General features: G+C 53.0%; 21 protein-coding genes. 6 read left to right on the top strand and 15 right to left on the bottom strand.

Annotated elements, in window-relative coordinates; translation table 11 throughout:
* Positions 1–29: 29 nt before the first annotated feature.
* Positions 30–767: a Crp/Fnr family transcriptional regulator gene (locus M0220_RS07020; protein ID WP_030074248.1), complete on the bottom strand. Its 738-nt coding sequence runs from the start codon at positions 765–767 to the stop codon at positions 30–32.
* Positions 768–959: 192 nt separating this feature from the next.
* The gene (uvrA, locus tag M0220_RS07015) at positions 960–3,809 is read right to left on the bottom strand and encodes an excinuclease ABC subunit UvrA (RefSeq protein WP_030074247.1); all 2,850 of its coding nucleotides are present in this window, start codon (positions 3,807–3,809) and stop codon (positions 960–962) included.
* Positions 3,810–3,979: 170 nt separating this feature from the next.
* Between uvrA and M0220_RS07010 the strand changes: the two genes are divergently transcribed.
* The 4 genes from M0220_RS07010 (at position 3,980) to M0220_RS06995 (ending at position 7,865) form a co-directional block, all read left to right on the top strand.
* Complete coding sequence (locus tag M0220_RS07010) at positions 3,980–5,359, top strand: MFS transporter (protein ID WP_264019202.1); 1,380 nt, start codon at positions 3,980–3,982, stop codon at positions 5,357–5,359.
* A gap of 177 nt (positions 5,360–5,536) precedes the next feature.
* Complete coding sequence (locus M0220_RS07005; RefSeq protein WP_030074245.1) at positions 5,537–6,169, top strand: single-stranded DNA-binding protein; 633 nt, start codon at positions 5,537–5,539, stop codon at positions 6,167–6,169.
* Positions 6,170–6,243: 74 nt separating this feature from the next.
* Positions 6,244–7,134, top strand: a complete 891-nt coding sequence (locus tag M0220_RS07000) for a sugar nucleotide-binding protein (RefSeq protein ID WP_030074244.1) — start codon at positions 6,244–6,246, stop codon at positions 7,132–7,134.
* Positions 7,131–7,865 (top strand): lysophospholipid acyltransferase family protein, encoded by a 735-nt coding sequence (locus M0220_RS06995; RefSeq protein ID WP_030074243.1) that lies wholly within the window; start codon positions 7,131–7,133, stop codon positions 7,863–7,865. The genes M0220_RS07000 and M0220_RS06995 overlap by 4 nt, the downstream gene beginning before the upstream one ends.
* Positions 7,866–7,964: 99 nt before the next feature.
* On the opposite strand, the gene fabB is transcribed toward M0220_RS06995, so the two are convergent.
* Positions 7,965–9,182, bottom strand: coding sequence for a beta-ketoacyl-ACP synthase I (fabB, locus tag M0220_RS06990; RefSeq protein WP_030074242.1), 1,218 nt, complete (start codon positions 9,180–9,182; stop codon positions 7,965–7,967).
* Positions 9,183–9,194: 12 nt separating this feature from the next.
* Positions 9,195–9,710: a 3-hydroxyacyl-[acyl-carrier-protein] dehydratase FabA gene (gene fabA / locus M0220_RS06985; RefSeq protein WP_264019013.1), complete on the bottom strand. Its 516-nt coding sequence runs from the start codon at positions 9,708–9,710 to the stop codon at positions 9,195–9,197.
* A 358-nt stretch (positions 9,711–10,068) separates the two neighbouring features.
* On the opposite strand from fabA, the gene M0220_RS06980 reads away from it, so the two are divergent.
* Positions 10,069–11,907, top strand: coding sequence for a putative bifunctional diguanylate cyclase/phosphodiesterase (locus tag M0220_RS06980; RefSeq protein WP_030074241.1), 1,839 nt, complete (start codon positions 10,069–10,071; stop codon positions 11,905–11,907).
* Here M0220_RS06980 and M0220_RS06975 read toward each other — a convergent pair.
* From M0220_RS06975 to M0220_RS06935, 9 genes are all read right to left on the bottom strand, one after another.
* Complete coding sequence (locus tag M0220_RS06975; protein ID WP_030074240.1) at positions 11,904–12,422, bottom strand: DUF2878 family protein; 519 nt, start codon at positions 12,420–12,422, stop codon at positions 11,904–11,906. The genes M0220_RS06980 and M0220_RS06975 overlap by 4 nt on opposite strands.
* Complete coding sequence (locus tag M0220_RS06970) at positions 12,423–13,691, bottom strand: SAM-dependent methyltransferase (protein ID WP_030074239.1); 1,269 nt, start codon at positions 13,689–13,691, stop codon at positions 12,423–12,425.
* A complete protein-coding gene (locus tag M0220_RS06965) occupies positions 13,688–14,452 on the bottom strand; it encodes a DUF1365 domain-containing protein (protein WP_030074238.1) in 765 nt (254 codons plus the stop codon). Before M0220_RS06965 ends, M0220_RS06970 begins: the two co-directional genes overlap by 4 nt.
* On the bottom strand, positions 14,449–15,801 hold the full coding sequence (locus M0220_RS06960) for an NAD(P)/FAD-dependent oxidoreductase (RefSeq protein WP_264019012.1): 1,353 nt from the start codon (positions 15,799–15,801) through the stop codon (positions 14,449–14,451). The genes M0220_RS06965 and M0220_RS06960 overlap by 4 nt, the downstream gene beginning before the upstream one ends.
* On the bottom strand, positions 15,798–16,583 hold the full coding sequence (locus M0220_RS06955) for an SDR family NAD(P)-dependent oxidoreductase (protein WP_030074236.1): 786 nt from the start codon (positions 16,581–16,583) through the stop codon (positions 15,798–15,800). The genes M0220_RS06960 and M0220_RS06955 overlap by 4 nt, the downstream gene beginning before the upstream one ends.
* Before the next feature lie 59 nt (positions 16,584–16,642).
* Complete coding sequence (locus M0220_RS06950; protein WP_030074235.1) at positions 16,643–17,074, bottom strand: nuclear transport factor 2 family protein; 432 nt, start codon at positions 17,072–17,074, stop codon at positions 16,643–16,645.
* A gap of 126 nt (positions 17,075–17,200) precedes the next feature.
* On the bottom strand, positions 17,201–18,613 hold the full coding sequence (gene phrB / locus M0220_RS06945) for a deoxyribodipyrimidine photo-lyase (RefSeq protein ID WP_264019010.1): 1,413 nt from the start codon (positions 18,611–18,613) through the stop codon (positions 17,201–17,203).
* A 65-nt stretch (positions 18,614–18,678) separates the two neighbouring features.
* Positions 18,679–19,599 (bottom strand): MerR family transcriptional regulator, encoded by a 921-nt coding sequence (locus M0220_RS06940; protein ID WP_030074233.1) that lies wholly within the window; start codon positions 19,597–19,599, stop codon positions 18,679–18,681.
* 234 nt (positions 19,600–19,833) lie between these two features.
* On the bottom strand, positions 19,834–20,898 hold the full coding sequence (locus M0220_RS06935) for an NAD(P)/FAD-dependent oxidoreductase (RefSeq protein ID WP_264019009.1): 1,065 nt from the start codon (positions 20,896–20,898) through the stop codon (positions 19,834–19,836).
* 177 nt (positions 20,899–21,075) lie between these two features.
* On the opposite strand from M0220_RS06935, the gene M0220_RS06930 reads away from it, so the two are divergent.
* Positions 21,076–21,978 (top strand): TIGR01777 family oxidoreductase, encoded by a 903-nt coding sequence (locus M0220_RS06930; RefSeq protein WP_264019008.1) that lies wholly within the window; start codon positions 21,076–21,078, stop codon positions 21,976–21,978.
* Between the two features lie 10 nt (positions 21,979–21,988).
* Here the strand turns inward: M0220_RS06930 and rapA are convergent, their stop codons facing one another.
* Positions 21,989–24,934 (bottom strand): RNA polymerase-associated protein RapA, encoded by a 2,946-nt coding sequence (gene rapA, locus M0220_RS06925; RefSeq protein ID WP_264019007.1) that lies wholly within the window; start codon positions 24,932–24,934, stop codon positions 21,989–21,991.
* Positions 24,935–25,048: 114 nt separating this feature from the next.
* Entirely contained in the window at positions 25,049–25,852 is an 804-nt protein-coding gene (locus M0220_RS06920) for a TlpA disulfide reductase family protein (RefSeq protein WP_264019006.1), read from the bottom strand.
* Positions 25,853–25,897: the final 45 nt, after the last annotated feature.

The following is a 25,897-nucleotide window of genomic DNA, read 5'->3' as shown; positions in this document are numbered from 1 at the left end:
CGTTTAGATGAGGGAGCACGGCGTTTGATTTAGGCGCTAAGTAGCGGTCTGACATTATCCGTCAGGTAGCAGTCATCGAATTCACCTTCGGCAGCTAACGCTTTTAAGTCGGGAATCGTGACGTGATGGCGGTCACGGTATACCAAGCCATCTTCACTTAATGCACTGAACGTTCGGCTCACATGAACAGGGCTTAAGCCTAAAATGTCGGCTAACTGTTCTTGGGAGAGTGGTAGGCGGAACTGACCGCCAATGTCCTTATTGGTTTGGCGTAAGCGTAGGTACATTTCATGAAGGAAGTGGGCCATTTTCTGTCTAGCGCTACGTCTTGCTAAGTTAACCAATCGCTCGGTTAGCAGGGCCTGCTGGCGACTGCCAATGGCAAACATCACCGACGTGAGTGTCAGTGACTGCCTAAACAGGTCTAGCATGCGCTTATGGGGAAAGTGGCAGACTACGCCATCGGTAATCATGCGGACGTTTTCCAGTCGCTTAGAAAACGCAAACTCTCGCAATCCGATGATATCGCCAGGTAGAAATACTTCCAGAATTTGACGGTCGCCGTTTTCCAGGTGGCGATAAGAATAAGCCCAGCCACTGCGCAGGGTGCAGAACTCATTCGCGGGTGAGTCCACTTCCCACAGCAGCGCCCCCGCTTTTATATCGGTAGGGCTCTCTTCCAATTCGTTCAACAGCGCTTTTTCTTCTTCGGTTAGCGAGCAATAGTGACTGAAGTGCTTAATAATGCAGCTTTTATCCTGATCCACAGCTTCCTTCTCCTAAAAGGTTAGCAACGAAGGCTGCTTTGCTAGTAAATATAAACAGAGACAGCCAATGTTGCTTGCTCTTTTCGTAACGCTGGTTTTCTCTGTTGTTAGGGTTCGCTTGTTAGGGTTCGCTTGTTAGGGTTCGCTAGTTTTTATGTTCCCAGGTAAGGCGTGCTTGCCCTGGGAGCGGTGTTAGGATGTCTTTTTGGCACGATTGCCGCGTTTGAGCAGTGGGGCAAGGAAGCGACCTGTGTGCGATACGTCCTGTTTGGCAATCTGTTCTGGCGTTCCTTCGGCAATAATTTGCCCACCGCCAGAGCCACCTTCTGGGCCTAGATCAATAATCCAGTCAGCTGTTTTGATCACATCCAGGTTGTGCTCAATGACCACAATGGTGTTCCCGTGGTCACGCAGGCGGTGGAGTACCGTGAGAAGCTGGCGGATATCCTCAAAATGCAGCCCGGTGGTGGGCTCATCTAGAATATAAAGCGTTTTACCCGTATCACGTTTGGCTAACTCACGGGCTAGTTTGACACGCTGCGCTTCACCACCAGAAAGGGTGGTGGCACTTTGCCCTAGGCGGATATAGGAGAGGCCCACATCCAACAACGTCTGCAACCGACGAGCAATAGCAGGCACTGGGCTGAAGAATTCCAGGGCGTCCTCTACCGTCATGGCCAGCACTTCGTGAATCGTTTTGCCTTTGTAGTGGATATCCAGCGTTTCGCGGTTATAGCGCTTGCCTTTACACACATCGCAGGGCACATAAATATCCGGTAGGAAGTGCATCTCTACCTTGATCATGCCTTCGCCCTGGCATGCTTCGCAGCGGCCGCCTTTAACGTTAAAGCTGAACCGGCCTGGCTTATAGCCCCGCGAACGCGCTTCCTGGGTGCCAGCAAATAATTCTCGAATCGGCGTGAAGATACCAGTGTAAGTGGCTGGGTTTGAACGCGGCGTGCGGCCGATAGGGCTTTGATCGATATCGATCACTTTATCAAGCTGGTCCAGCCCTTCGATTTTTTGATAAGGCGCGGGGGTGAGCGTGGTCGCACGGTTTAGCTCACGGGCGGCGATGGGCATTAGGGTGCCGTTAATTAACGTTGATTTACCCGAGCCTGACACGCCGGTGATGGCGATAAATAGTCCGAGCGGAAGGCTAAGGGTGACGTCTTGCAAGTTATTGCCAGTCGCGCCGCGCACCACTAACTGTTTTTCAGGGTTACCAGGAATGCGATAGGGGGGAATGGCAATTTCCCGTGTTCCCGATAAGTACTGGCCCGTCAGTGAGTTGGGATTGTCCATCACATCTTGAGGCGTACCCTGGGCAACGATTTCACCACCATGGACACCGGCTCCTGGGCCAATATCCAGGACATGGTCAGCCGCGCGGATCGCGTCTTCATCATGCTCGACGACAATCACCGTATTGCCTAAATCCCGCAGGCGCTCCAAGGTTTTCAATAAGCGATCGTTATCCCGCTGGTGAAGACCAATAGAGGGCTCGTCAAGAATGTACATGACGCCTACTAGCCCCGCGCCAATTTGACTGGCGAGACGGATACGCTGGGCTTCGCCCCCCGAAAGCGTGTCAGCACTGCGCTCCAGGTTCAGGTAGTCGAGCCCTACATTAACTAAAAACTCTAGACGGGCATGGATTTCGTTAACGATTTTATCGGCAATTTCGCCTTTGCGGCCCGGTAGGGAAAGCTCGGCAAAGTAGCGCCACGCTTCGCCAATCGGTAAATGCACTATATCGGCAATGTTATGATCATCGACAAATACATGGCGTGACTCTTTGCGCAGCCGCGAGCCACCACAGGTGGCGCAGGGCTGCACGGCGATGTACTTAGCCAGATCGTCACGCACCATGTTGGATTCGGTTTCCCGGTAGCGACGTTGCATGTTGGGAAGCACACCCTCAAAAGCGTGCTCGCGCGTCACTTTTCGACCCCGGTCACCCACATACACAAAGGGAATCTGTTCGCTGCCACTGCCGTTTAAAATAATTTCACGCTCATGACTGGCAAGCTCGAGCCACGGCGTTTCAAGCTCAAACTGGTAATGTTTGGCGAGCGCTTGCAGTTGGGTAAAGTAATAAATGTTGCGCCGATCCCAGCCTTTAATCACACCTTCTGCTAGCGATAGTTCGGGATGGCTGATCAACTTATCAGGATCAAAATATTGCTGAACACCTAAGCCGTCACAGGTAGGGCAGGCTCCAGCGGGGTTGTTGAACGAAAACATCCGCGGTTCAAGCTCAGAAAGCGAATAGCCGCACACTGGGCAGGCAAAACGTGCTGAGAAGGCGAGGTCTTCCTGCTCGCCATCCATAAAGTGGATCATTGCCGTGCCGTCAGCGAGGTTGATGGCAGTTTCAAACGATTCTGCTAGGCGCTGGGCAATATCATCGCGCACTTTAAAGCGGTCAACCACGACGCTGATATCATGTTTTTTGCGCTTATCGAGCGGGGCAATATCGTCAAGTTCTAGCACCTGTCCATCAATCTGAACCCTGACGAAGCCTTGAGCCCGCAGTTCTGCCAGTAGCTGTAGATGCTCACCTTTACGACCTCTCACCACCGGCGCCAAAAGCATTAATTTGGTGCCTTCGGCCAGGTTCATGACCTGGTCGACCATCTGGGAAATGGTTTGCGCTTCCAGTTCTTCGCCGTGCTCTGGGCAACGAGGTGTTCCTGCTCTGGCAAACAGTAGGCGCAGGTAGTCGTAAATCTCGGTAATTGTGCCGACGGTAGAGCGGGGGTTGTGGGAAGTGGATTTCTGCTCAATAGAGATCGCAGGCGAAAGCCCTTCGATGTGATCCACATCGGGCTTCTCCATCATCGAAAGGAACTGACGCGCATAGGTGGAAAGCGACTCCACATAGCGTCGTTGCCCCTCAGCGTAGAGCGTATCGAACGCCAACGACGACTTACCCGAGCCGGAAAGGCCAGTTATCACGATAAGTTTGTCGCGGGGCAGCTCCACATCGATCTGCTTGAGGTTGTGGGTGCGTGCACCCCTGACCAGAATGCTGTCCATCAACACCTCGAATCGCGTGGCAAAAGTACAATTATACGTTTGCAGTACCCTTCCCGGCAAAACTCCATATCGATAGGCGGCTGCGCTTAGCGTTTCCAGCGTTGATACAAAGCGTTAGAATGGACGGTTATCTCGGGCTGTTCGGCCTCTTTATTGAGCACAAGGGTATTATGCGCAAGGTTTCCGCACTGCTGCTGGCCACTGAACGCCGTGCAATCAGCGGCTTAGCCGGGCTCTATGCGTCTCGTATGCTGGGGTTGTTTATGGTGTTGCCGGTGTTGGCGCTTTACGCCGACACCTTAAGTGGCACGACCCCTCTGTTAATAGGGGTCGCACTGGGTATCTATGGGTTAACCCAGGCAATGTTACAGATACCCTTTGGTCTGCTTTCAGATCGTATTGGTCGTAAGCGCGTCATTGCCATGGGCTTACTGATTTTCGCCGCAGGCAGCGTGGTCGCTGCCATGGCAGACTCCATAGGCGGGGTTATTGTGGGTCGTGCGCTACAGGGCTGTGGCGCCGTTGCCGCAGCAATTATGGCACTACTGGCAGACCAAACTCGCGAGCAGGTGCGTACGGCGGCGATGGCCACGATTGGGCTCTCCATTGGCGTGTCATTTGCTGTTGCTATGGTTCTTGGGCCGTGGCTGGCGGCGTGGGCGGGCCTGGCGGGGGTTTTTTGGTTTACGGCTCTGTTAACGCTCGTCGGCTTAGTGGTGCTGTGGCGGTGGGTGCCTCCTGCACCACGCCGTTTGCGCCACCGCGATGTGGGGATGGATCGCCAGCAGTTTAAAAGCGTTATTACACGCCCAGATTTATGGCGGCTAGATCTGTCGATTTTTTCGCTGCATCTGGTGTTAATGGCGATTTTTGTGGCGGTGCCGTTTCGGCTGTTAAATGCAGGGGTCGCCATCGAGTATCACGGACTGGCTTACCTGGCGATTATGGCGCTGTCGTTTATTGCTATGGTGCCGCTGGTGATCGTGGCAGAGAAACGCCAACGCATGAAAGTAATGTGCTTGCTGGCCATCAGCGCTATCGTGATTAGTTTGGGCAGCCTTGGCCTGCCATTCTCCCAAGAGAGCTGGCTGTTTGCATGGCTATTTGTTTTTTTTACAGGATTTAACTTGCTCGAAGCCACGCTGCCATCAATGCTCAGTAAGCTGGCACCCGCGGGAGCCAAAGGCACGGCGATGGGGGTTTACTCTACCAGCCAGTTTTTGGGCGCCTTTTTAGGAGGCACGCTGGGGGGCTTGTTGTCGAATCTTTGGGGACTCGATGCAGTGTTTTTCGGCTGTGCAGGGCTAGCGCTGCTGTGGTGGCTGGCAATGTTACGTATGCCGTCGCCACCGCCTCTCTCTAGCGAAGTCGTTGCATTGCATGATACTCAGCCTGATGCATTAAATCTGTTGATGGAACATCTGGCGGATGTCGTTGGTGTAGAAGACGTGATGGTGGTGCCGGAAGAGCGCTTGATGTACCTAAAAGTGAATCGCCAAGAACTTGATCAGGCAGCGCTGACGAGGTTGTTATCACCACCTAAAACGTAACCCGTGTAGGGTGTTTTTATTCTTCGCTACCGCAAACGTTTAAGCACCTAGGCTTTGGGTAGCTACCGACGCTTTTATACACATTTGCTGTATGGCATCGAGGCCTAGCAGCCGTATCAGTGATACCCTTGACAGCACTGATAGTGATAGATGACCGATTATTGAAAGGAGCGAGCTATGGCGCGCGGTATTAACAAAGTGATTTTGATTGGTAACTTGGGCCAAGACCCTGAGGTACGGTTTACACCTTCGGGAACGGCGGTGGCAAACTTGAATTTGGCAACCTCTGATACTTGGATGGATCGCCAGAGTGGCCAGCGTCAAGAGCGTACCGAATGGCACCGCATTGTGTTGTTCAATAAAACTGCTGAGATTGCCCAGCAGTACTTGAAAAAGGGTTCTAAGGTGTACATTGAAGGTCGCCTGCAAACCCGAAAATGGCAAGACCAAAATGGCCAGGATCGCTACAGTACGGAAATCGTAGCTAACGATATGCAAATGCTCGATAGCCGTGGCGGTGATTTCCAGGGTGGCGGCGCTCCTCAGGGGGGGTACGCGCAAAATAACCCTGGGCAAGGTGCTCCTGCTCAGCAGCACCCGGCTCCTCAGAACCAGCAAGGTGGCGGTATGCCTCAGCAGGGTGGTTATCCTCCCCAAGGCGGTGCACCCCAAGGTAACTATGGTGGAGCTGCTCAGCAGCCTGCACGCGGGCCGCAGCAAAATCAGCCAGCCCCTGCTAACCAAAACAGCAATTATGGTGCCCCTGATCCTGGCAACTTTGATGATTTTGACGATGAAATTCCCTTCTGATCGCCTAGTCTGACTAGTTTTTCATAACCCTGGGTACGCCTCGTCCTAGGGTTCGATGAGGGGGGAGGGCTGTCTTGAAGCTGCTGATACTAGATGCAGGGCACTGTTTGAGTTTGGCATTAGCCCGAGAAGCCAGTCGTCGAACAGACACTGAGCTTGTTATTGAGCAAGGCAACACAATTACATCCACTCAACTCCAGGCGATAGCACCTGACGCGGTCGTTATTCCGCCGTTGGCACATCCGCTTAGTATGGCACCTGCCGATGTGACAGCTCACGCTGATGCTGTAGATGCCTGTATGGATGCTTGTCAGGCTCAAGGAATTGCCTTGGTATGGTGTGTTTCCGACCAGCTTTATGAAGACGGGTTTGAAATACCTATCGATGAGCATGTCGTGCCTGCTCCTCGGGATGAAAGTCTGCGCCGCTTAGTGCAAGCAGGCGACCGGATACGTGCTGAGTATCATCGACATTTAATTGTTCGTTTAGGCCCCTTGTTTGCATTGGAAGGCAGCCATGCGTGGCTAAATGAAATAATCGATAGCTTGATGATAGGACAACCCGCTCGTGCAGCGGAGGACGTCATTTTTTGCCCAACGTCCGCTGACGCCGTTGCCATGGCATTAATCGGTATGTTGCAGCAGCAAGTTTGCGGAGCAGATGCCTGGGGGGCTTACCACTTGGCGGGCACCGAGCCGGTGAGTGCATTTACGTTTACCTCAATGGTGCGTACTCAACTAGCAACCCATTTGGAAGGGCGTGGCGAGAGTGTGACGCTTGGCGATGTACAGGCACTCAACCATCACCATGATGCCAAGCTGCGCCGGGTATTAAATTGTCGACGTGTACTTGATGTGTTTGGCGTACATCAAAAACCGTGGCGGCTTGAGGTAGGACGCATGCTAGACGCTTGGTGCTTAACGCGTGATCAACAGCAAGGTGACGAAACAGGAGAGCTGGCTTGATCAATTTGGTACGCAGCTTGGTTTTTTACGCGGGATATTTTTCTGCCATGCTGTTGATTGGCATTCTTTTTTTGCCAATTGCGCCGTTTTTGCCGTTGGCTGCCCGTTATCGCTTATTGAACCTCTATAACCATTTTTTGATGATGTGGTTTAAAGTGGCTTGCGGTGTTCGTTATGACATTCAGGGGCGCGAGAATATTCCTTCTGGCCCTTGTGTGATTCAAGCGAATCATCAGTGTGAGTGGGAAACGGTGTTTCTGCAGGTTATGAAACCACCCGTTTGTACGGTGTTAAAGCAAGAGCTCCTGCGTCTACCCATTTTTGGCTGGGGGTTACGCCTATTGCGGCCGATTAGTCTAGATCGCTCGAAACCTGCCCGCGCGATGAAACAGGTACTAACGCAAGGTGTCGCGCGACTGGGGACAGGGCTATCGGTGCTTATTTTTCCAGAGGGAACGCGGGTCGATCCAGGGGTCCGAAAGCGCTACAACAAGAGTGGTAGCGTAGTGGCCTGCCGAGCAGGCGTGCCGGTGCTGCCAGTGGCACATAATGCTGGTGAGCGCTGGCCTGGCCGTCATTGGGTAAAGCGTCCTGGCGTTCTGAGAGTGCGTATCGGAGCACCTATAGAGACCGCAGGCCGTACGCCAGACGAAGTGTTAGTCGATGTTGAAGCCTGGATTGAAGGCCAGCTGCAAGAGATTTCAGAAGTGCCTCGGCCGATCTCTCGTTAAGCCATTTTTGCGCTAAATAACCTCATGCTTAACATAAAAACGGCGCCGAAAAGGCGCCGTTTTTATGTTTGCATCGCAAGGGCATCGCATTACTGGCAATCAGGCGTTAAAGCGCTGAAAGACCAAGCAAGCATTCGTACCGCCGAAGCCAAAGCTGTTAGAGAGTACGCGATCGATAGTAACGCCATCACGTCGCTCCTTAACAATATCGAAGCCATCCGCCTGTTCATCAAGGTGCTCGATGTTAGCTGAGGCAGCGACGAAGTCATTTTGCATCATTAGCAGCGAATAAATCGCTTCTTGAACACCGGTTGCGCCTAATGAGTGGCCAGTGAGCGACTTGGTTGAACTCATAGCGGGTGTGGTATTGCCAAACACCTCACGGATTGCCTTTAGCTCTGCAACATCGCCCACTGGTGTGGATGTACCGTGGGTGTTGATGTAATCAATATCGCCCTGAACCGTTGCCATCGCCTGACGCATGCAGCGTGTTGCACCTTCACCAGAAGGAGCAACCATGTCGTGGCCATCGGAAGTAGCGCCGTAACCAACCAGTTCGCCATATATTTTGGCACCACGGGCTTTTGCATGTTCGAGCTCTTCAAGTACTAACATGCCGCCACCACCAGCGATGACAAATCCATCACGCGCTTGATCATAAGGGCGAGAGGCTTTTTCCGGCGTATCGTTGTAATGGGTCGATAGGGCGCCCATGGCATCGAACAAGCAAGAAAGGGTCCAATGCTCTTCTTCACCACCACCAGCAAACACGACATCCTGTTTGCCCAGCTGAATCTGCTCCATCGCGCTGCCAATACAGTGGGCTGATGTCGCACAGGCCGAGGAGATAGAGTAATTGACGCCTTTGATTTTGAAAGGCGTAGCCAAGCATGCCGATACGGTGCTGCCCATGGTGCGGGTAACCCGGTAAGGCCCCACACGGCGCAGGCCTTTCTCGCGCATGACATCCGCTGCTTCTACCTGATTGGCGCTAGATGCCCCGCCAGAGCCGGCAATAAGCCCAGTACGTTCGTTGGATACCTGCTCCTCAGAAAGCCCTGCGTCTTCAATTGCTTGTGCCATCGACACATACGCATAGGCAGCTGCGTCACCCATAAAGCGGCGCAGCTTACGGTCAATGAGTGTATCAAGGTCGATATCGACGCTACCCGCGACATGGCTACGAAAGCCGCGTTCAGCATACTCTTCCTTAAAACGAATACCGCTGCGCCCGTTTTTAAGCGCGTCCAAGACCTGTTGCTGGTCGTTGCCTAAGCACGACACGATGCCAAGGCCGGTGACTACCACTCGTCGCATGGAAGCCTCCTGTTAGAAATTCGCAGTGGAGGTGAATAGGCCAACGCGCAGGTCATTAGCCTGGTATATATCGCGTCCGTCGACGGACACGGTGCCGTCGGCGATGCCTAGGATAAGCCGACGGGTAATAATGCGTTTCACATTAATGTGATACGTCACTTTTTTCGCGTCGGGCAAAATTTGGCCGCTGAATTTAACGTCACCACAGCCAAGTGCACGCCCACGGCCTGGATGGCCAAGCCAGCCAAGGTAGAAGCCTACCAGCTGCCACATGGCATCTAGCCCTAAACAGCCGGGCATGACTGGATCACCTGGGAAGTGGCAATCAAAAAACCACAGTTCCGGGGTGATGTCCAGTTCAGCGATTAACTCGCCTTTACCATGCTCACCACCTTCTTCGTGAATGTGCATGATGCGGTCAAGCATCAGCATGTTGGGAGCTGGAAGCTGGGCGTTGCCAGGGCCAAATAGCTCGCCGCGCGAGCAGGCCAGCAGTTCTTCGCGATCAAAGGAATGTTGCTTGGTCACTGAATCGTTCCGAGTATCAAAATGGTTGTTGGCCGCGTGCGGCACCAAGAGCCGAGGCATAGCATCGGAGCATAGCACAGGAGTCGAGCGCCGAGGCACGGTCCACAAGGCCAACCCTAGTCTACTTCCCGAAACCACTGAATGCACGTTGTCGGTTATTTATCGTGTTATCTACAGCTTTTTTATGATGTGCCGATAACCTTCTATGGCCGCTGTTATTCCATAAGTTACGAATTCGTACAACAAACGCCTTATAAACGTAATATTATGTGTCCAAGTTTTTTGCTAAGCGGCATGATGGCATGCCAGTAACGTTTCATGCCTCGTTAAACTTATTTACAGGACATCGTTAATCGCCATGTGGCTGTCTGTTTCTCTTAACCGTCCATTGGTTTGGATGGCATTAATGGCATTACCCGCCTGTGTGTGGATACCTGATACGGCACTCCGTATGGTGTCAGCCAGTATGGTTGCCTGTGGTTTGTGGGATGTTTGGAGGCAGCTGCGACAGCAGCAGTTGCGACTGCGTCTTTCGCAAGATGCGATAGGCTTGGCAGGTGATGCCATTGTGATCAGCGATGTACATAACCGTGTATTAACGGTCAATCCTGCTTTTACCCAAATTACCGGTTATGAAAGCCAGGAAATGATTGGCCGTAAGCTCGAAACGTTGGCCGCTGCGCGTCATGATAAAGCGTTTTATCAAACATTTTGGAGCACGTTAAAGGCGACAGGCCGTTGGGAAGGCGAGATGTGGAATCGTCGCAAACATGGCGATGAATACCCTGAGTGGCTAAAAGTCCGTGCGGTTACCGACAAGCGTGGCAACATCACTCATTTTATTAGTTTATTTACCGATATCTCTGCCCAGAAAACCCGTGAGCGTGATTTGCGCCGTATCGGTTATGAAGATCCTTTGACGGGCCTGCCAAACCGTCGGCGGTTGCACGACCTGATGGCTTCTCGGCTGCGCCATTTGCGTGCAGGTGAAAGTTTAGATACGGCGCTGATTGATATTGATGGACTCAAGTCTGTTAACGATAGCTTAGGTGTAGAGCAGGGGGATCGTCTGCTCGCGCGCTTTGCTCAGCGGTTAACCAGCTATATGGCAGGCAGCGTCGTAGGTAGGCTCGGTGGCGATGAGTTTATGGTGATTCGTACGACTACCTTCGATGATCACGATAAGTGGGTAGCCATGCTTCGCGAGCATATGAGTCGCCCGTTTGAAATCAATGAACAATCTTTGCGCTTAGGATTAACTATTGGCAGCTGCCGTGCTCCAGAAGATGGGCGGGACTCAGGCGTGCTGTTTCAGCGGCTAGAGTCTGCCTTATATAGTGCTAAGCGCCTGGGGCGTAACCATAGCCAGCGGTTTCGCCCCGCGTTAGATAAACAAGATAATCCCCAGCTCGCGCTGGTGAGCGATTTGCGGGCAGCGCTGATATCAGGCGATCAACTAGAGCTGCACTATCAGACACAGCATCATCCAGGAACTGGCGATTTAGTAGGCATGGAAGCATTACTGCGCTGGCGCCACCCTCAGGATGGGATGATTTCACCAGGAGATTTTATTCCACTAGCAGAGCGGCATGGGCTTATGCCTGAGCTGGGTAGCTGGGTGATTGAAAAAGCGTGTGCTCAGCAAGCGCATTGGCAGCACAGCGGAATGCCAAACGTGACGGTGTGGATTAATATTTCCGCGCTGCAACTTTTTCAGGGAGATCTCGAAACCCAGCTATCTAGCTGTTTAGAGCGATACCAGTTAAAGCCATCCCAAATTGGCTTAGAGTTAACTGAATCTGTTTTATTAGATGAGCGTGCAGGCGATATGGGGCCTCGTTTGCAGGCGCTACGTGATCAAGGCTATGCCATTGCTATTGATGATTTTGGAACAGGTTACTCATCGCTTGGTTACTTGAAGCGACTGCCGGTGGATAAGATTAAGCTGGATCGCGCCTTTATCCGTGAGTTGCCTAACGATCAAGCCGACGCTGCTATTGTCACGGCTGTCTTGGCGATGGCAGAGGGCATGGGGCTAGAGGTGGTAGCAGAAGGTGTCGAAACCCAAGCGCAGTGTCAGTTTCTTATTAACGCTGGTTGCACTTTGGTACAAGGTTTCTATTTTGCGAGGCCGCTACCTGCTGCCGAGCTTGAACAGCGTTGGGTGCCGCAGACGTTGACTGAAGAAGCCTCTTAGCGAGTGTTAAAAACAGTGGTTTTTTGATTGGCATAACGGCTAATGCCAAAACAGAGCACTGCCCAAATAAGGGCTTGTGCTGGCAATAGCCAGGGGGCCAAGCTAACGCCGGTGAGTGCAGCGCCACCAACATACGATAATGGCCCGCTGACCGCCCCACAAAGCGCCGCAATGCGTGGGTATTGCCACAGCCAGGCAAGTGAGTGAAATACCAGCGTTGCAAACAGAGGCCACAGCATCCAAAGCCATAGTGGCAACAATCCTGCCACCAGGGGTTGTTCACCGAAGTCGAATCCTCCCGCGACATGTAGGCCGCCGTCTAGCGCCAACCCAAGTAGTGCAAATACACCAATGAAGCGCCATTCGCCGGGTTTGGCACAGCGCCAAAAATGCCAGCCGAGCAGTATGCTCCCGGTAATGGCCGCTATCCATGACCCTCCTAATACGCACAGTAGCCAGCCCGCTTCAAAGCGCAGTGCGTTGAACAGCAAACCTTGCCAGCGTGGGCTAGCCATTTATAGCGCGCCTGTTAGCGGTTCAGGTTTGGCGGCTGGTTTCGCCAGCAACAAGTGGCACGTGCCAATAGAGCGCTCAATAAAACCTCCCTCGCAATAACACAGGTAGTAGCGCCACATGCGGATGAAACGCTCGTCGTAGCCTTGCTGGCGGACTTGCTCCAAGCTTGCTTCAAAGCGGTGCCGCCATTCACGTAATGTACGGGCATAGTGCTGGCCGATTTCATCGAGCGCTACCACGTTCAGTGAGGTTTTGCGCATCACGCTGGTTAGCATAGCGTGATGGGAGGGCAAAAAACCGCCGGGAAAAATATAGCGCTTAATAAAGTCCATATCCCGTTTAGCTTCTTCAAACCGCTGGTCTCGGATAGTGATGGCTTGCAGCATAGCTTGACCATCATCCGTCAGTAGGCTGTCGACTTTTGCAAGGTAGGTGTTTAAATACTGATGGCCGACGGCTTCAATCATCTCAACAGAAATCAGTCGATCGTAGCGTCCCGTCAACTCACGATAATCTTGCTTTAGCAGGGTGATTTTATCGTCGAGTCCCTCTTCTTGGATACGGCGGGCGGTATGGGCGTACTGCTCTTCAGAAATGGTGGTGGTAGTAACATGGCAGCCACGGGTTTTAGCGGCGTGTATTGCAAGACCACCCCAGCCTGTACCAATTTCTAGCAAACGGTGTTCTGGGCGTACATCTAGCTTTTCGAGCATGATGTCGAGTTTGTAGGTCGACGCTTCTTCTAGGCTGGCTTCTGGGTAGGGGAAAACAGCGCTTGAGTACATCCAGTGACGTTGATCAAGAAACGTGGCAAATAAGTCATTTCCAATATCGTAATGTGCAGAGATATTACGCTTTGACCCGGAAAGACTATTACGTTGGAAACGATAGGCAGCGCCAAGCAGCCAGCGGGTAAAGCGAGCACTCCCATTTTCCATGTTACCGTTTACATGATCCAGGTTGGCCGCAAACAAACGCACCAAGGCCACTAAGTCATCAGCATCCCAGTCGCCATCCATATAGGATTCAGCTGCACCAACCGTGCCGCCAAACGCGAGCCTTTTCCATGCGCGGGAGTGGCGTATCACGACGGTCACTTGAAGCGGCCCTTCTTGACCAAGATGATGACACTGATTGCCTTCAATTAAGGTGATACGACCACCCTGGAAGGCATCTAACTGAGCCAGCAGGCGGGGTTTTAACCAGCGGGTGAAACGATCCTGGTTAACCGGTTGTATTTCGGGGGGCGTAGAACGCAGGGTCGTCATTTTGAAGTCTCCTTGCGCTTAGGGTGGTTATAAACGGGGACGCGCTTAAGCCAAAGGCGAAACGCTTCAAAATGAATTCCCGCGACTGTTTTAAGGCTCATCCAGGGTTGCCGTGCGAGTGTTGCTAATAAAACGCGACGTGTGGCGGGCGCTGCTTCAAGGGTAAGCGTGGCATCGAAATGACGTTGCCCGCTTTGCCAGTTTTCCATGTGAAGATAGAGCTGGTCGCTGGGTGAGTTGAACTTCCAGCGATAGGTCATTTCCATGGGATTAAACGGCGAAACATGCATGGCTTTATCAAAGCTTGCATGGTGGCTATGCCGAGCCGTGTCGACCTGGCAGGCATAGCAAATACGTTCCTTCCAGGGCATATTGGTAACTTCACCAACGACAGCCGCTAGTCTGCCTACATGGTCGTAGGCGTAGTACATCGAAACGGGATTGAAGACAGTGCCAAAAGTACGTAACTGGGTGAGTACGTAAATCTTGCCATCAGGTGCACTACCTAGCTGACGAATCAGCTCCTCACGAACTGCGGTACGTAATGGCTTGTCGGTAGGGCCGAGATAATCCTCGCGCCTAAAACGCGCTAGGGCGGGCCTTCGAGCGCTAAAGCAAGGCACATTATCAAACAGTGTTGGCAACTCATCGAGGTCAAGCCATACCATCCACATGCGGTAGCTAAACGCGTGCGCTTTCGGTGTAAAGCGACGATGACGTAGCGTGCCGCGATAAATACGCGAGCGAGGTGCAGCAATCATCCTAGCCCCTCCCCTACGCCGTTGGCAGGCATAAGGTCATGGGCTGGTAGCGACGTGGGCGTTGAGGGTGGCGCCGCTGCTTCATCACACCCTAATGCTTGAGCAACCCGCAGTGCGCTCCATACCCCATCTTCGTGAAAGCCATTGCGCCAGTAAGCGCCGCAGAAGTGAGTACGACGCGCGGCCGACGAAATCTCGCTATGACGCGCTTGTGCCACTTGACCTGCTAGGGTGAACTGGGGATGGGCATAGGTATAGCGGCCTAACACCTTGGCAGGATCAATGCTGTCGGAATCATTGAGGGTGACGCAAAATGTGGTATCGGATGTCAAACGCTGCAGGATGTTCATGTCGTAAGTGACAGAGACACGCTCTTCTGAGCCGCGCCCATCGAGCCGGTAGTTCCAGCTTGCCCAGGCGCGCTTGCGCCGTGGCAGCAGCGTTGTGTCGGTATGCAGTACGACCTCGTTATCCTGATAAGGCATGGCGGCGAGGATGTCTTGCTCGGCGGGTGTCGGGTCGCCGAGCATCGCCAGTGCTTGGTCGGCATGGCATGCTAGTACCACCTGATCAAAGTGTTGAGTGCCTTGCGCTGTGGTAATCATCACGCCCGTGTCGCTGCGTGTAATCTGAGTGACAGGCGTGTTGAGATGAATACGCGCTGCATAAGGCGCCGTCATACTAGGAATGTAGCGTTTCGAACCGCCAATTAGGGTGTACCACTGTGGGCGGTGATTCACCGATAGCAGCCCATGGTTACGGAAAAAACGCACAAAAAACGTCAGTGGGAAGGCGCGTAAATCACCGATACTAGCTGACCAAATCGCCGCCCCCATGGGCAATAGATAGCGCCGTTGAAAGGCATCACCGTAACCATTTTGGTCAAGATACTCGCCTAGCGTCATATCATTTGCTAACCGCTGGCTCTCTAAATCAGCGGTTGCCTGTTTATTGAAACGTAAAATATCCCGCAATAGACGATAAAATGCGGGACTAAGTAAATTACGCCGCTGAGCAAATAGTGACCCTAATGTATGACCGTTGTATTCAAAGTCGACATCGGTTTCGTGCACTGAAAAACTCATTTCAGTGGCCTGACTCGGCACACCAAGGGTTTCTAGTAAGCGCTGGAAGTGGGGGTAGGTCCAATCATTGAAAACAATAAAACCGGTATCGATGGCGTAAGTGTTGCCGCCAACCTCAACATCCATGGTGGCTGTGTGGCCGCCAAGACGCTCGTCTGCTTCAAACAGAGTGACTTCATGCTGTGACGATAGGTACCACCCGGCAGCCATACCGCTAATGCCACTACCAATAATTGCGATGCGTTGTGACGCCATGCCGCTCATTGTTGCTCCTCTTGACGCCTTGTCATGCGTAGACCTATGTGACGACGCAGCGCAGGCGGTAAAATTCCTAAACATTTCACGAGATAGGTAAAACGGCGTGGAAAGTGTATATCTAGTCGCCCTTTAACGAGGCCTGCAATGATCGCATCAGCTGCTTGATCGGCGGTGACCTGCATGGGCATAGGGAAATCATTACGATCAGTTAAGGGTGTTTTCACAAAGCCGGGGTGAATCAAGCTAACGTCAATGCCTTCTTGATCAAGGTCAAGGCGTAATGATTCCAAGAAGTAGCTGATAGCTGCTTTTGAAGCGCCATAAGCCTCTGCACGAGGCAGTGGCAAATAGGCAGAGGCACTGGAGGTGGCGGCAAGGCGAGCTGGTTTACCTTCTTTACGGGCAGCTCTCAATAGCGGCAGTGCCGCTTCGACGCCATAGAGGGTGCCAAACAAATTAGGCGTAAAGACTCGCTCAATCAGTTCCATGTCAAAATGCTGAGCATCGAGGTATTCGCAGGTGCCTGCATTGAACAGCGCAACATCCAGTGCGCCGAGCCAAGTGTTGATCTGCTCACCCGCTGCAATCACTGCTTGGCGATCGCTTACGTCAAGGGGTAGCGAATAAGCATTGGAGTGGCCTGCACACAGGCTGTCTAACGCTGCTTGGTTACGAGCGCTAAGCACGACGTGGTGACCTTGGGCGATGAGCTTTTTGGCAAGCGCTTCGCCAATGCCTGACGTAGCCCCTGTTAGCCAAATGCGTTGGGGCGTTTTCCATGTGCTCATCGTGTTCTCCTGTGGCGGCCTGTTAGCACGCAACCTGCGTGCTGATGACGGGTCAAGGGTTAGCCAAGGCGCCGTTTCAGCCAGCGTATGGCGCGTCCCATCAATGGTAAGTGTTCGTATAACATCGCCCCTGCATCAAAGTAGTCACGATGCCGCGATACTCTTCCATCGTCTGCAAATGTTAGCGCGCTGCACCCGGCAACACGGATAGGGTTACCGTGGGCCAGGCGTGGATGAACAAACTCCATTGTCCACGTTACAAACGCTTGGTTAGCCTGTTGTTGCTGCATGTGATAGGTGAATTGGCAGCGTTCGACGTTTTCATACATCGTTGCGAAATAGCGCTCGAGTGCCGCTCGCCCTTCAATGTGGTGCAGTGGATCGTTGAAAACAATTTCTTCAGTATATACCTCGTATAGTTTTTCTGTACAGGTGTTGTCTAGTTTATTGAAGAAGGCGCAAAAATTCGCCAAAGCTTGGTCGTTAGGCATTACGCGATCCTTTGGTGGTTAAGCAACTTGAAAAATAAAGAGGAGGTAAAAAGAACGTTTAAAGAGTGAGAGGGATGACAGTCAATTTGCATCGCTGCTGCGCAGACGATGCAAAAAGTAGAGTAGCTATTTAGTTAGCGCTTTAAAGGCATCCAAAGCACGCTGGCGCGCAGCTTTATGATCAACGATAGGCGGTGGGTAGTCCGTTGGATTTAGCATATCCTGAGGCGGCGCATGGCGCGCTTTAGCAGGCAATGCGCTAAGAGTTGGCAACCAGTGGGCAATAAATTCGCCATCCGGATCAAAGCGCGTTGACTGGGTAGTAGGGTTAAAAATCCGGAAGTAAGGCGCTGCATCCGTGCCCGTTGATGCCGCCCACTGCCAGCCACCGTTATTCGCGCAAAACTCACCATCGACCAAGTGGCGCATAAAAAATGCTTCACCACGTCGCCAGTCGATCAGTAGGTGCTTACTTAAAAACATTGCGGTGATCATGCGCAGGCGGTTGTGCATCCAGCCTGTGGTCACTAGTTGGCGCATGGCCGCATCCACAATTGGATAGCCGGTGCGGCCTTCACACCATGCATTAAAGCCTTTGTTGTCGTCACGCCAACGAAGCTGCTTGGTGTGCTCCTGAAATGGCTGATAGCGGCAAACTTGGGGGAAACCTACTGCAACATGTTGATAAAACTCACGCCAAATAAGTTCATTGACCCATGTTGTCAGTCCGGCATCACCGTCAGCTAAATGTCCCCCATTTTCGCTCATCACTGCCTGGAGACATTGGCGGTGAGAGATCATGCCTAGTGCCAGATAGGGTGAAAGTTCACTGGTGCCGCGTACCTTAGGGAAGTCCCGCTGCTGCTGATAGTGCCGACCGCGAAAGCGTAAAAAGCGTTCAAGATTGTCGCTAGCCGCATTTTCGCCAGCCGGCCATAAGCGGCCATCCACGGCAGTATCGTCAAGATTAGGCAGTGCGGGAAGTGAGTCGCTGTCAATCTCTAGTGGCGATTGCACCTTCGGCGTGTCGCGAAGCGCTAGTTGTTCCGCAGTCACCTGCTTATGCCACGCTTTTGAGAACGGAGTAAATACGCCGTAATAGTCGCCTTTTCCCGTTAGCAAGCTGCCAGGTGCAAAAGCAACGGCATCGTGGTGGCCTTGGGCGGTTATCCCTTCTTTTTCAAACGCCTCAAGCACAGCATGATCGCGGCGCTGCTCATTCAATGCATATTCGTAATTAAAATGAAGCTGGGTTATCTGATACGTGCGGGCGATATCCACTAGTGTGCTAGCCGCTTCATCGTAATGGTCGATGTCGCGGTGTAGGAGTGGAATGTTCAGCCCATTCAGCGATGCTTTAACCGCAGCCACGCCGCGAGACCAGAAGTCGAGTTTGTTAGCACCATGTCCATGTTCTTGCCACTGAGCTACGCTGCGCAGGAATACGGCTACCACGGGGCCTTTGGCAGCAGCAGCGGCAAGCGCGGAGTTATCGTGAATGCGTAAGTCACTACGCAGCCAAACAAGCTGCAAATTCATGCTATATCCTTACCCGCGGTGATATTCAATAGCGCTCAATCTTCGGTGTTCAAAAGGGCAATGCCTCAAAGGATCCCCGACTCGCGAAGCAGGGGGCGAAGCCGTGCGATGGCTTGCGGTAAATCATCGCCCAGCATATGTACAGGGCCGTCACGTAAGTCGTTCTCTCTGAGCTTTGCTACTTCACCGCAAACGCCAATCGGCACATTTAACGTTTCTGCTGCCTTGGGAAGTGTTTGGCGAATGTAGTCATCGCTTTCACGCTGGCCGCTGGAAAGTAATACCATTGATGAGTGCAGTCGAGACACCGCGTTAGGTAGTTCCTTCAGCGCCAACGAACGATCAAACATTTGTACGCGATAGCCTTGTTCGCTAGCCATTAATGCACACATCAACACCCACAATAGGCCGGGGTCTTCGGGCATGGCGCTTAACAAAATGAGCGGCCCGCGCGTTGCCTGATTAGCATAATGCAAGCGGATGCCTACCTGGCTCCGCAAAAAAGCCTCAAAGGTGCGGCGCACAAGCTCATCAGGCTGGTCTGCCCATTTGGCCTCCAGCGATAGAATCACCGGCTGCCAAAGTTCGTTAATAGCAACACTTAATGGATATAACGCTAAGCTTTGATGATAAAGCGTCTCCAATTTTGGGAGATCAACCGCTTCAATGGTTAGTTGAAGCTGTTGACGTTGGCTGGCCCAGTCGCCTGCATCCTGGGTGGGCGTTTCCACGGTTTCTGGTTGATCAAGTAAATCGGCTACCTGGCTAACCGGTACACCGCGGTTCAGCCATTGTAAAATTCGCTCAATACGGGTGATATCATCTTGCGCATATAACCGATGTCCCTTTGGGGTGCGCTGTGGGCGGATTAAACCGTAGCGACGCTCCCAGGCACGTAGTGTGACCGAGTTAACACCCGTTAAACGGGAAACTTCCCTGATAGGATAAAGTGGGGTGTCGGGTGGGTGGGTCGCCTTATTACTCATGGGCGCCATTGCCTCTTGGTTGCCTGCAGCAATTGCTGCAGGGGTCTGTCAATAATTACCGTGGCGTTGTATCAGCGCCTAACCGGCGATCTGCAACATAGTTGGGAAGCTACTAAGCATGTAGTATTAATCATGTAGATAGCGTCACGCTATTATAGCCACCTTTGTACAACTTGTGGCTTCTGGGTACAACCTTTCCCACGTGCTCATAAATGTTAAGCTTTCTTTCTAATTTTAGACCGACTGGCCTAATAGGGCTCTTCCTAATTCGTCGCCAGATAACCAAGCATCTTCTACACGACTGCCCCTGAAGCTATCCCCGCAAAGTGCTAATCCACGTGTGCTGTACAAGTATGATTGTTGGCCTGCCTGGGCTGGTTGGGCATAACGCCAGCGATGCGCGCCTATCTCAACGATCTTAGGCAGTGCGGTTTGTTCTGGCAGCAGCGACATGAAAGCTTCCAGCAGCTGTTGGGCAACGGTGTCGTTGTCACTCTCGATATGGTTATCGCTCCAGTCTAACTGGGCAAGTAGGCTGATACTTTCTGGCTGTTGCTCACGACCTGGCTTAGTGTGATTGCGCGACACTAGCCGCAGTGCAGGGTGATGAGTGTGAACGGTATGCCAATCCGAGGCCACTTTTTCTATTGTCGGTAGTGGTTCTTCAAAAATAGCCCAACCTGCCCAGCATCCTCGTTGTGGCTTTGCTTCGCAGGCAGCGGCTAATGTTGGTTCCCACGCGGCTAATAATGTGTTGGCTTGTGGCGGCGGAGCGCTAATAACCACCAGGTCAAAAGGCCCATGTATTGACCCGTGGCTATCGTGTAACTTCCAGCCAGCAGCCGTTTTATCTAACCCAGTAATGTGGGTTTCAAGCGTAATAGCTGCATTAGGAAGAGCACTAAGCGTATCGGCTAGGTAACGGGTTAAGGCACTCATGCGTGGTGCGCCGGTGTAACGCAGCTGATCGTCATTGTGTGTTTGCCAGCCGGATGCGCTAGCCTGATAACGTAACGTTGGCCAAATAGCAACGCAGCCGACGGCTTGCCACTCGGCGACTTTTTCGGCAAACCGTTTATCGCGAGTGGTAAAAGCTTGTGCGCCCAGGTCTAGTGTCGCTCCAGGACGTTGTTTACTTGACATACGGCCGCCTGGTCCGCGTGCTTTATCAAATAGCGTCACATTGATTCCCTGACTGGCAAGTTGGTGACCACAGGCCAGGCCAGATAAACCTGCACCAATAATCGCTACTGTATGGGCATCAGAGAGCATTGAAGGCACAGGTAATCGTTCAGACATAGGAACTCGCAGCGGCTAATTAAATGTGTAATGATCAAGGTGTAGTGCTTGTGTATAGATATCGTACAATAAAACGCTATGCAATGATCATTTAAACTGCGGTTATCCCCAAGAGGGCAGTTTAACGTCGGCACAGGCACGCGCTACCCCTCTCAGTCAGGCCATAGGAGTGACACCATGCGGGTATTAATCACCGGAGGTAGCGGCTTTGTTGGCCAGCGACTCTGCCAACAACTTCTCGCTCAAGGGCACGAGGTACAAGTCGTTTCCCGAACGCCCCACCAAGTGCGTGATCGGTTGCCTAAGGCCTGCGACATACGTGATAGTGCCCAGGCATTTATGGACACGCCACCGGAGGTGTTGATTAACCTTGCCGGTGAGTCAATTGCGGCAAAGCGCTGGAGTGATAGCCAAAAAGAGACACTGATCCGTTCTCGGGTCGACAGCACTCAGCAGCTAATTACGCTCTGTGAGCAGCTGGAAGCTAACGGACAAGCGTTACCCAGCGTGATGATTAGCGGCTCTGCGATGGGGTATTACGGAGATCAAGGCGACAAGGTGGTGGATGAAACAACGTCGCCAAACGATGAGTTCGCTCATCGTCTTTGTGCGCAGTGGGAAGCGGCGGCAAAACCGATCGAGGCGATGGGCGTTCGCTTAGCGATACTGCGTATTGGGTTAGTGCTTGAAGCAGGGGGCGGTACGCTGCAGAAAATGCTGCCACCATTCAAGCTCGGACTCGGTGGGCGTTTTGGAAGCGGCAAACAGTTTATGCCCTGGATTCATCGTGACGATCTGGTGGCAGCGATTATGTTTTTGATGAACGAATCAACGCTTTCAGGCGCGTTTAATGGCAGTGCGCCGCATCCGGTAACAAATGCTGAGTTCACGAAAACGTTGGCTAAGCAGCTTCACCGGCCGGCAGTTTTCCCCGTACCCGCTTTCGTACTAAAAGCGGGCTTTGGAGAGATGTCACAGCTGTTGCTGACTGGGGCTGATATGCGACCTGCACGTCTGATCGAGGCCGGGTTTACCTTTCAATACCCGACACTCGATAAGGCGTTAGAGGCCATTCTTTAGTTTTTTAGGGTCAGGCATTGGGGTCGACAGTGATAATCACCCGCACGGAATCGAGCCGCAGGCGGGTGTTTTCTATTGCGTCGCTAAGTGCTTTACGTTCTTGCTTCAATGCCTCCAGTTCTTCACTACGAACCGCTGGATTGTGCTCTGCCAGGGCGGTTAAGCGAGCAAGTTCTGCATCAAGTTGGGCACGCATGCGTGTTTCAGCGTTTTCTACGATGCTGGGTAACTCACGTTCAGCTTCACCTTCACCCTGAATAAGCAAGCCGCGCAGTTGGTCATGGCGGCTTTTGATCAAGTCCCTTGCCAGCGACTTGTTCACTTTCTGCAGGTTTTTGCCAAGTCCGGTGAAGGAGATCTTGCTAGTTAGGTTTGCGCCTGATTCATCAAGCAGGACACGCACAGCAGTAGGCGGCAAGAAGCGGTTGAGGTGGAGTGATTTGGGGGCAGGGCAGTGGGTGCGGAAGACCAATTCAGCCATTAAGCGGCCACTGGGAATCGCTGGATGGCGCAGTAGCGCAAGCGCCGTATTACCCATAGTGCCATCTAATATACGCTCCATCATTTCGCGCAGCAGCGGGTGCTCCCAAGAGAGCCGCTGAATATCGTCTCGTGCAAGTGCCAGTGCGCGGCTATAAGTGGCTGAAAAGCCCTCTTCCCCCTTCACCAGCCCTGGTAAGCCGTCCAGCATGTGTTGACTAGGCTGCAAATAAAGTAGGCCATTGCCAATGTCTTGGCTATCTACCCCAAAAATATCCAGGGCGCGCTCTACAAAACGTGGCAACGCTGGATCTTCGTCCAACTCACGCACCGCCTCAATGACCTGCTGAGCACGGGCAGGGCGACAGGCGTTTAGCTCTAACAGCCGGTTACGGCCAGCATCCCGCTCAGCCAGTTTCGCGGTGAACATTTGGCGGGTTTCGTCGATGATTTCATCAAGCATTTCATCGTCGAGTAGGGCATCAGCCAAAGCATCACCAAAGGCATCATACAGATCGCTGCCAATGCCGTGAGGAGCACTGAACGCGTCCATGCCCTCATGATACCAGCGCAGTAGCCGTTCGCCTGGGCTGCCAGTGAAGGTGGGGACATGAAGTTCAATGGCGTGGCGCTGCCCTATCCGGTCGAGGCGGCCAATGCGCTGCTCCAGCTGGTCGGGGTGCTGGGGCATATCAAACATCACCAAGTGGCGGCAGAACTGAAAGTTGCGGCCTTCTGAGCCGATTTCAGAGCATACCAGCACTTGGCAGCCGTCTTCTTCATCAGCAAATGCCGCTGCGGCACGGTCACGCTCCACCAGCGATAATCCTTCGTGGAACACCGGTGCGTGATAGCCGCCTAGGACGCGCAATCCTTCGGCAAGTCCTTCAGCGGTTTCTCTATGGTGAGCAATAATCAGTACTTTATCGTTGGCGAAGCCACTTTCGCTATCGTCACTCAGCTTTTCCAGTAGCCAGTTTACCCGTGGGTCGATATGCCACCAGGATTCGGTGTTAAGCGGATCATTGCTGAGCTCGCGATACATACTGTCTGGATAAATCAACACGTCGGGATGATCCATGCCCGTTTCAATCAGCAGTTCATCCAGGTAATCATCATCGCGTTCTAAGCGGCGCAGCACGCGCCGGTAGGCTGATGGCAGTTCCAGCTGGGCAAGGTGCAAACGACGTTCCGGGAACCCTCCCACATGCCGACGGCTGTTGCGGAACATGACTCGTCCAGTACCGTGACGATCAAGCAGCGCATCGCGCAACTGAGCGCGGGCAGCATCTTGCTGTTCAGCACTTGCCTCAGGGTTGCACAACGTTGCTAGCAACGCCTGGCTGTCACGGTCGTCCGCTACATTATCTACCCGTTTACGCGCCTCGCCGTTATCGGGTAGCTCATCCAAGGCATCAATGGCTTGAGCGACAGCGATGTAATGATGTTCTTCGTCTTTAAAGCGTTCGATATCGTGGTAACGCTCGGCATCTAGCAAGCGCAAGCGAGCGAAATGACTCTCAACACCCATCTGCTCTGGCGTAGCCGTCAGCAGCAATAAGCCAGGAATATCAGCAGCAAGCTGCTCAACACACTGATAGCCTGGGCCGCTGCCATCAGGGCTCCAGTCAAGATGATGGGCTTCATCAACGATCAATAAATCAAACTGGCTCGCCTGGGCCTGCTCTTGGCGGTGAATATTGGCGAACAGCCAACCTTGGCTAGCCAATACAATTTGGGCGCTTTCAAATGGATTGGCACTGCCGTGGGCGAGACTTTGGTGCTCATCCAGCAGGCTAACATTGAGTGAGAAACGGCGTAACAGCTCGACCAGCCATTGGTGGGTAAGGCTGTCTGGCACCAATATCAACGCGCGTTCTACTCGGCCAGCCAGAAGCAGACGGTGCAGAATCAGGCCCGCCTCAATCGTTTTACCCAGCCCAACTTCGTCTGCAAGCAGTACGCGCGGGGCATGGCGACCTGCCACTTCGTCAGCGATATACAGCTGGTGAGGAATCAGGTCGATGCGCGGCCCCGCAAAGCCCAGAGCGCTGTGCTGCTCGATGCGCTGATAGTGGTGCAGCGTGCGAAAGCGCAGATCAAACCAGTCATTGCGGTCAACTTGGCCGGTCAACAGTCGATCGCGCGCCTGATCAAACTGCATGGTGTCGGCAAGCTTTGCTTCAGAGAGCTCACGAGGAAGGCCGCTGCTATCTTCACCAATGTAGGTGATTAAGCCATTGGTCTCTTTGCTATCGTCTACGATCATCTGCCAGCCATCAGCAGAAATTACGCGGTCGCCGCTGCCAAACATGACGCGGGTCAAGGGCGCTTGGCGGGTGTTGTAGGTACGGGTTTCCTGGCTGGCACTGAACAAAATGGTAACGCTACGGGCGTCGCAGTTAAGCACGGTGCCGAGTCCAAGCTCAGCCTCGCCGTCGCTAATCCAGCGCTGGCCGGGAGAAAAATCGCTCATGATGCCTCGAGGAAGTCTACAGAAACAGGTTGTACGCCACCGGGGCAGGTCGCCGGTGGCAACAGGGCGAGGGATTCTAACGCAAAGGAGCGGGGGGATTAAGGTCTATCGTGGTCAATCTTCCAACCATTGTTCCAGCTGTGCGCGGGTTAATTCTCCTACGTGTACATCCAACGTGTTGCCTTGTCGGTCAAAAAGCACTGTAGTGGGCAGGCCTGGAGCTTGAAATTGTGCCATTAGCGTTTGGCTCGGATCACGCAGTGCGTAGCGAAAATCCAGCCTCTGCTCGTCTAGATAGCGCACTATCGGCAGTAAGTCTTCGCCTTGGTTAGCGACTACCACGCTCACGCCCTCACGCTTTGCTGCTTCTTCGAGCAACGGCATTTCGCGCAGGCAAGGAGGACACCAGGTAGCCCATAAGTTAACGATAATCAGGTCGCCGCTTTCAGTCAGCGAAGAGAGATTCACCGCATTGCCGTCCATATCTTCCAGGGTGATCTCTGGTAGTGCGTCAATGGCGAAGTCATTGCCTAAGGGGGCAAGCGTTACCAAGACCAGCCACAGACTTGTCGTGCCGACCAACATGGCAAGGCCGCCGATGAGCGCCAATAGTCGCTTACGTAGCGCCCAGGCTGTCCAAATTAACCCTGCAATTAAGCCACCCAGCGCATTGTAGCCGGGTTGCCATACTTTCAGTGCTTCCAGCGGTGCTGCGCTGTAGCTTTCCCAATTGAGCGCTACAAAAACAATCCGCGCTCCCAGCAGCCATATCACCATTAGCCCGTTGAACCAGCGCCCATGCTGTGAAGGCGTTAACCCCAGCAGGTAGCGGCTAACCAGTAATAACAGTAGCGCGCAGCCTAAGGCATATAGCCGAGGGGTGGAGATCAGCAGTGGGCCAATGGCAATCGCATTCATGATTTTTCCGTTAAACAGGTACACTGGTAAACCATACCACGCACG

It is taken from the genome of Halomonas qinghailakensis (genome assembly GCF_025820815.1).
In the GTDB taxonomy this organism is placed as follows: domain Bacteria; phylum Pseudomonadota; class Gammaproteobacteria; order Pseudomonadales; family Halomonadaceae; genus Vreelandella; species Vreelandella qaidamensis.
The sequence above is the reverse complement of the archived record's forward strand: the minus strand, read 5'-3'. Positions and strand labels throughout refer to the sequence as shown.

Bases quoted from the DNA above. Each gene is read 5' to 3' on its own strand.
- uvrA (WP_030074247.1), bottom strand. From the start codon at position 3,809: ATGGACAGCATTCTGGTCAGGGGTGCACGCACCCACAACCTCAAGCAG.
- M0220_RS07010 (WP_264019202.1), top strand. From the start codon at position 3,980: ATGCGCAAGGTTTCCGCACTGCTGCTGGCCACTGAACGCCGTGCAATC.
- M0220_RS07005 (WP_030074245.1), top strand. From the start codon at position 5,537: ATGGCGCGCGGTATTAACAAAGTGATTTTGATTGGTAACTTGGGCCAA.
- fabB (WP_030074242.1), bottom strand. From the start codon at position 9,182: ATGCGACGAGTGGTAGTCACCGGCCTTGGCATCGTGTCGTGCTTAGGC.
- M0220_RS06980 (WP_030074241.1), top strand. From the start codon at position 10,069: ATGTGGCTGTCTGTTTCTCTTAACCGTCCATTGGTTTGGATGGCATTA.
- M0220_RS06975 (WP_030074240.1), bottom strand. From the start codon at position 12,422: ATGGCTAGCCCACGCTGGCAAGGTTTGCTGTTCAACGCACTGCGCTTT.
- M0220_RS06970 (WP_030074239.1), bottom strand. From the start codon at position 13,691: ATGACGACCCTGCGTTCTACGCCCCCCGAAATACAACCGGTTAACCAG.
- M0220_RS06965 (WP_030074238.1), bottom strand. From the start codon at position 14,452: ATGATTGCTGCACCTCGCTCGCGTATTTATCGCGGCACGCTACGTCAT.
- M0220_RS06960 (WP_264019012.1), bottom strand. From the start codon at position 15,801: ATGAGCGGCATGGCGTCACAACGCATCGCAATTATTGGTAGTGGCATT.
- M0220_RS06955 (WP_030074236.1), bottom strand. From the start codon at position 16,583: ATGAGCACATGGAAAACGCCCCAACGCATTTGGCTAACAGGGGCTACG.
- M0220_RS06950 (WP_030074235.1), bottom strand. From the start codon at position 17,074: ATGCCTAACGACCAAGCTTTGGCGAATTTTTGCGCCTTCTTCAATAAA.
- phrB (WP_264019010.1), bottom strand. From the start codon at position 18,613: ATGAATTTGCAGCTTGTTTGGCTGCGTAGTGACTTACGCATTCACGAT.
- M0220_RS06940 (WP_030074233.1), bottom strand. From the start codon at position 19,599: ATGAGTAATAAGGCGACCCACCCACCCGACACCCCACTTTATCCTATC.
- M0220_RS06935 (WP_264019009.1), bottom strand. From the start codon at position 20,898: ATGTCTGAACGATTACCTGTGCCTTCAATGCTCTCTGATGCCCATACA.
- M0220_RS06930 (WP_264019008.1), top strand. From the start codon at position 21,076: ATGCGGGTATTAATCACCGGAGGTAGCGGCTTTGTTGGCCAGCGACTC.
- rapA (WP_264019007.1), bottom strand. From the start codon at position 24,934: ATGAGCGATTTTTCTCCCGGCCAGCGCTGGATTAGCGACGGCGAGGCT.
- M0220_RS06920 (WP_264019006.1), bottom strand. From the start codon at position 25,852: ATGAATGCGATTGCCATTGGCCCACTGCTGATCTCCACCCCTCGGCTA.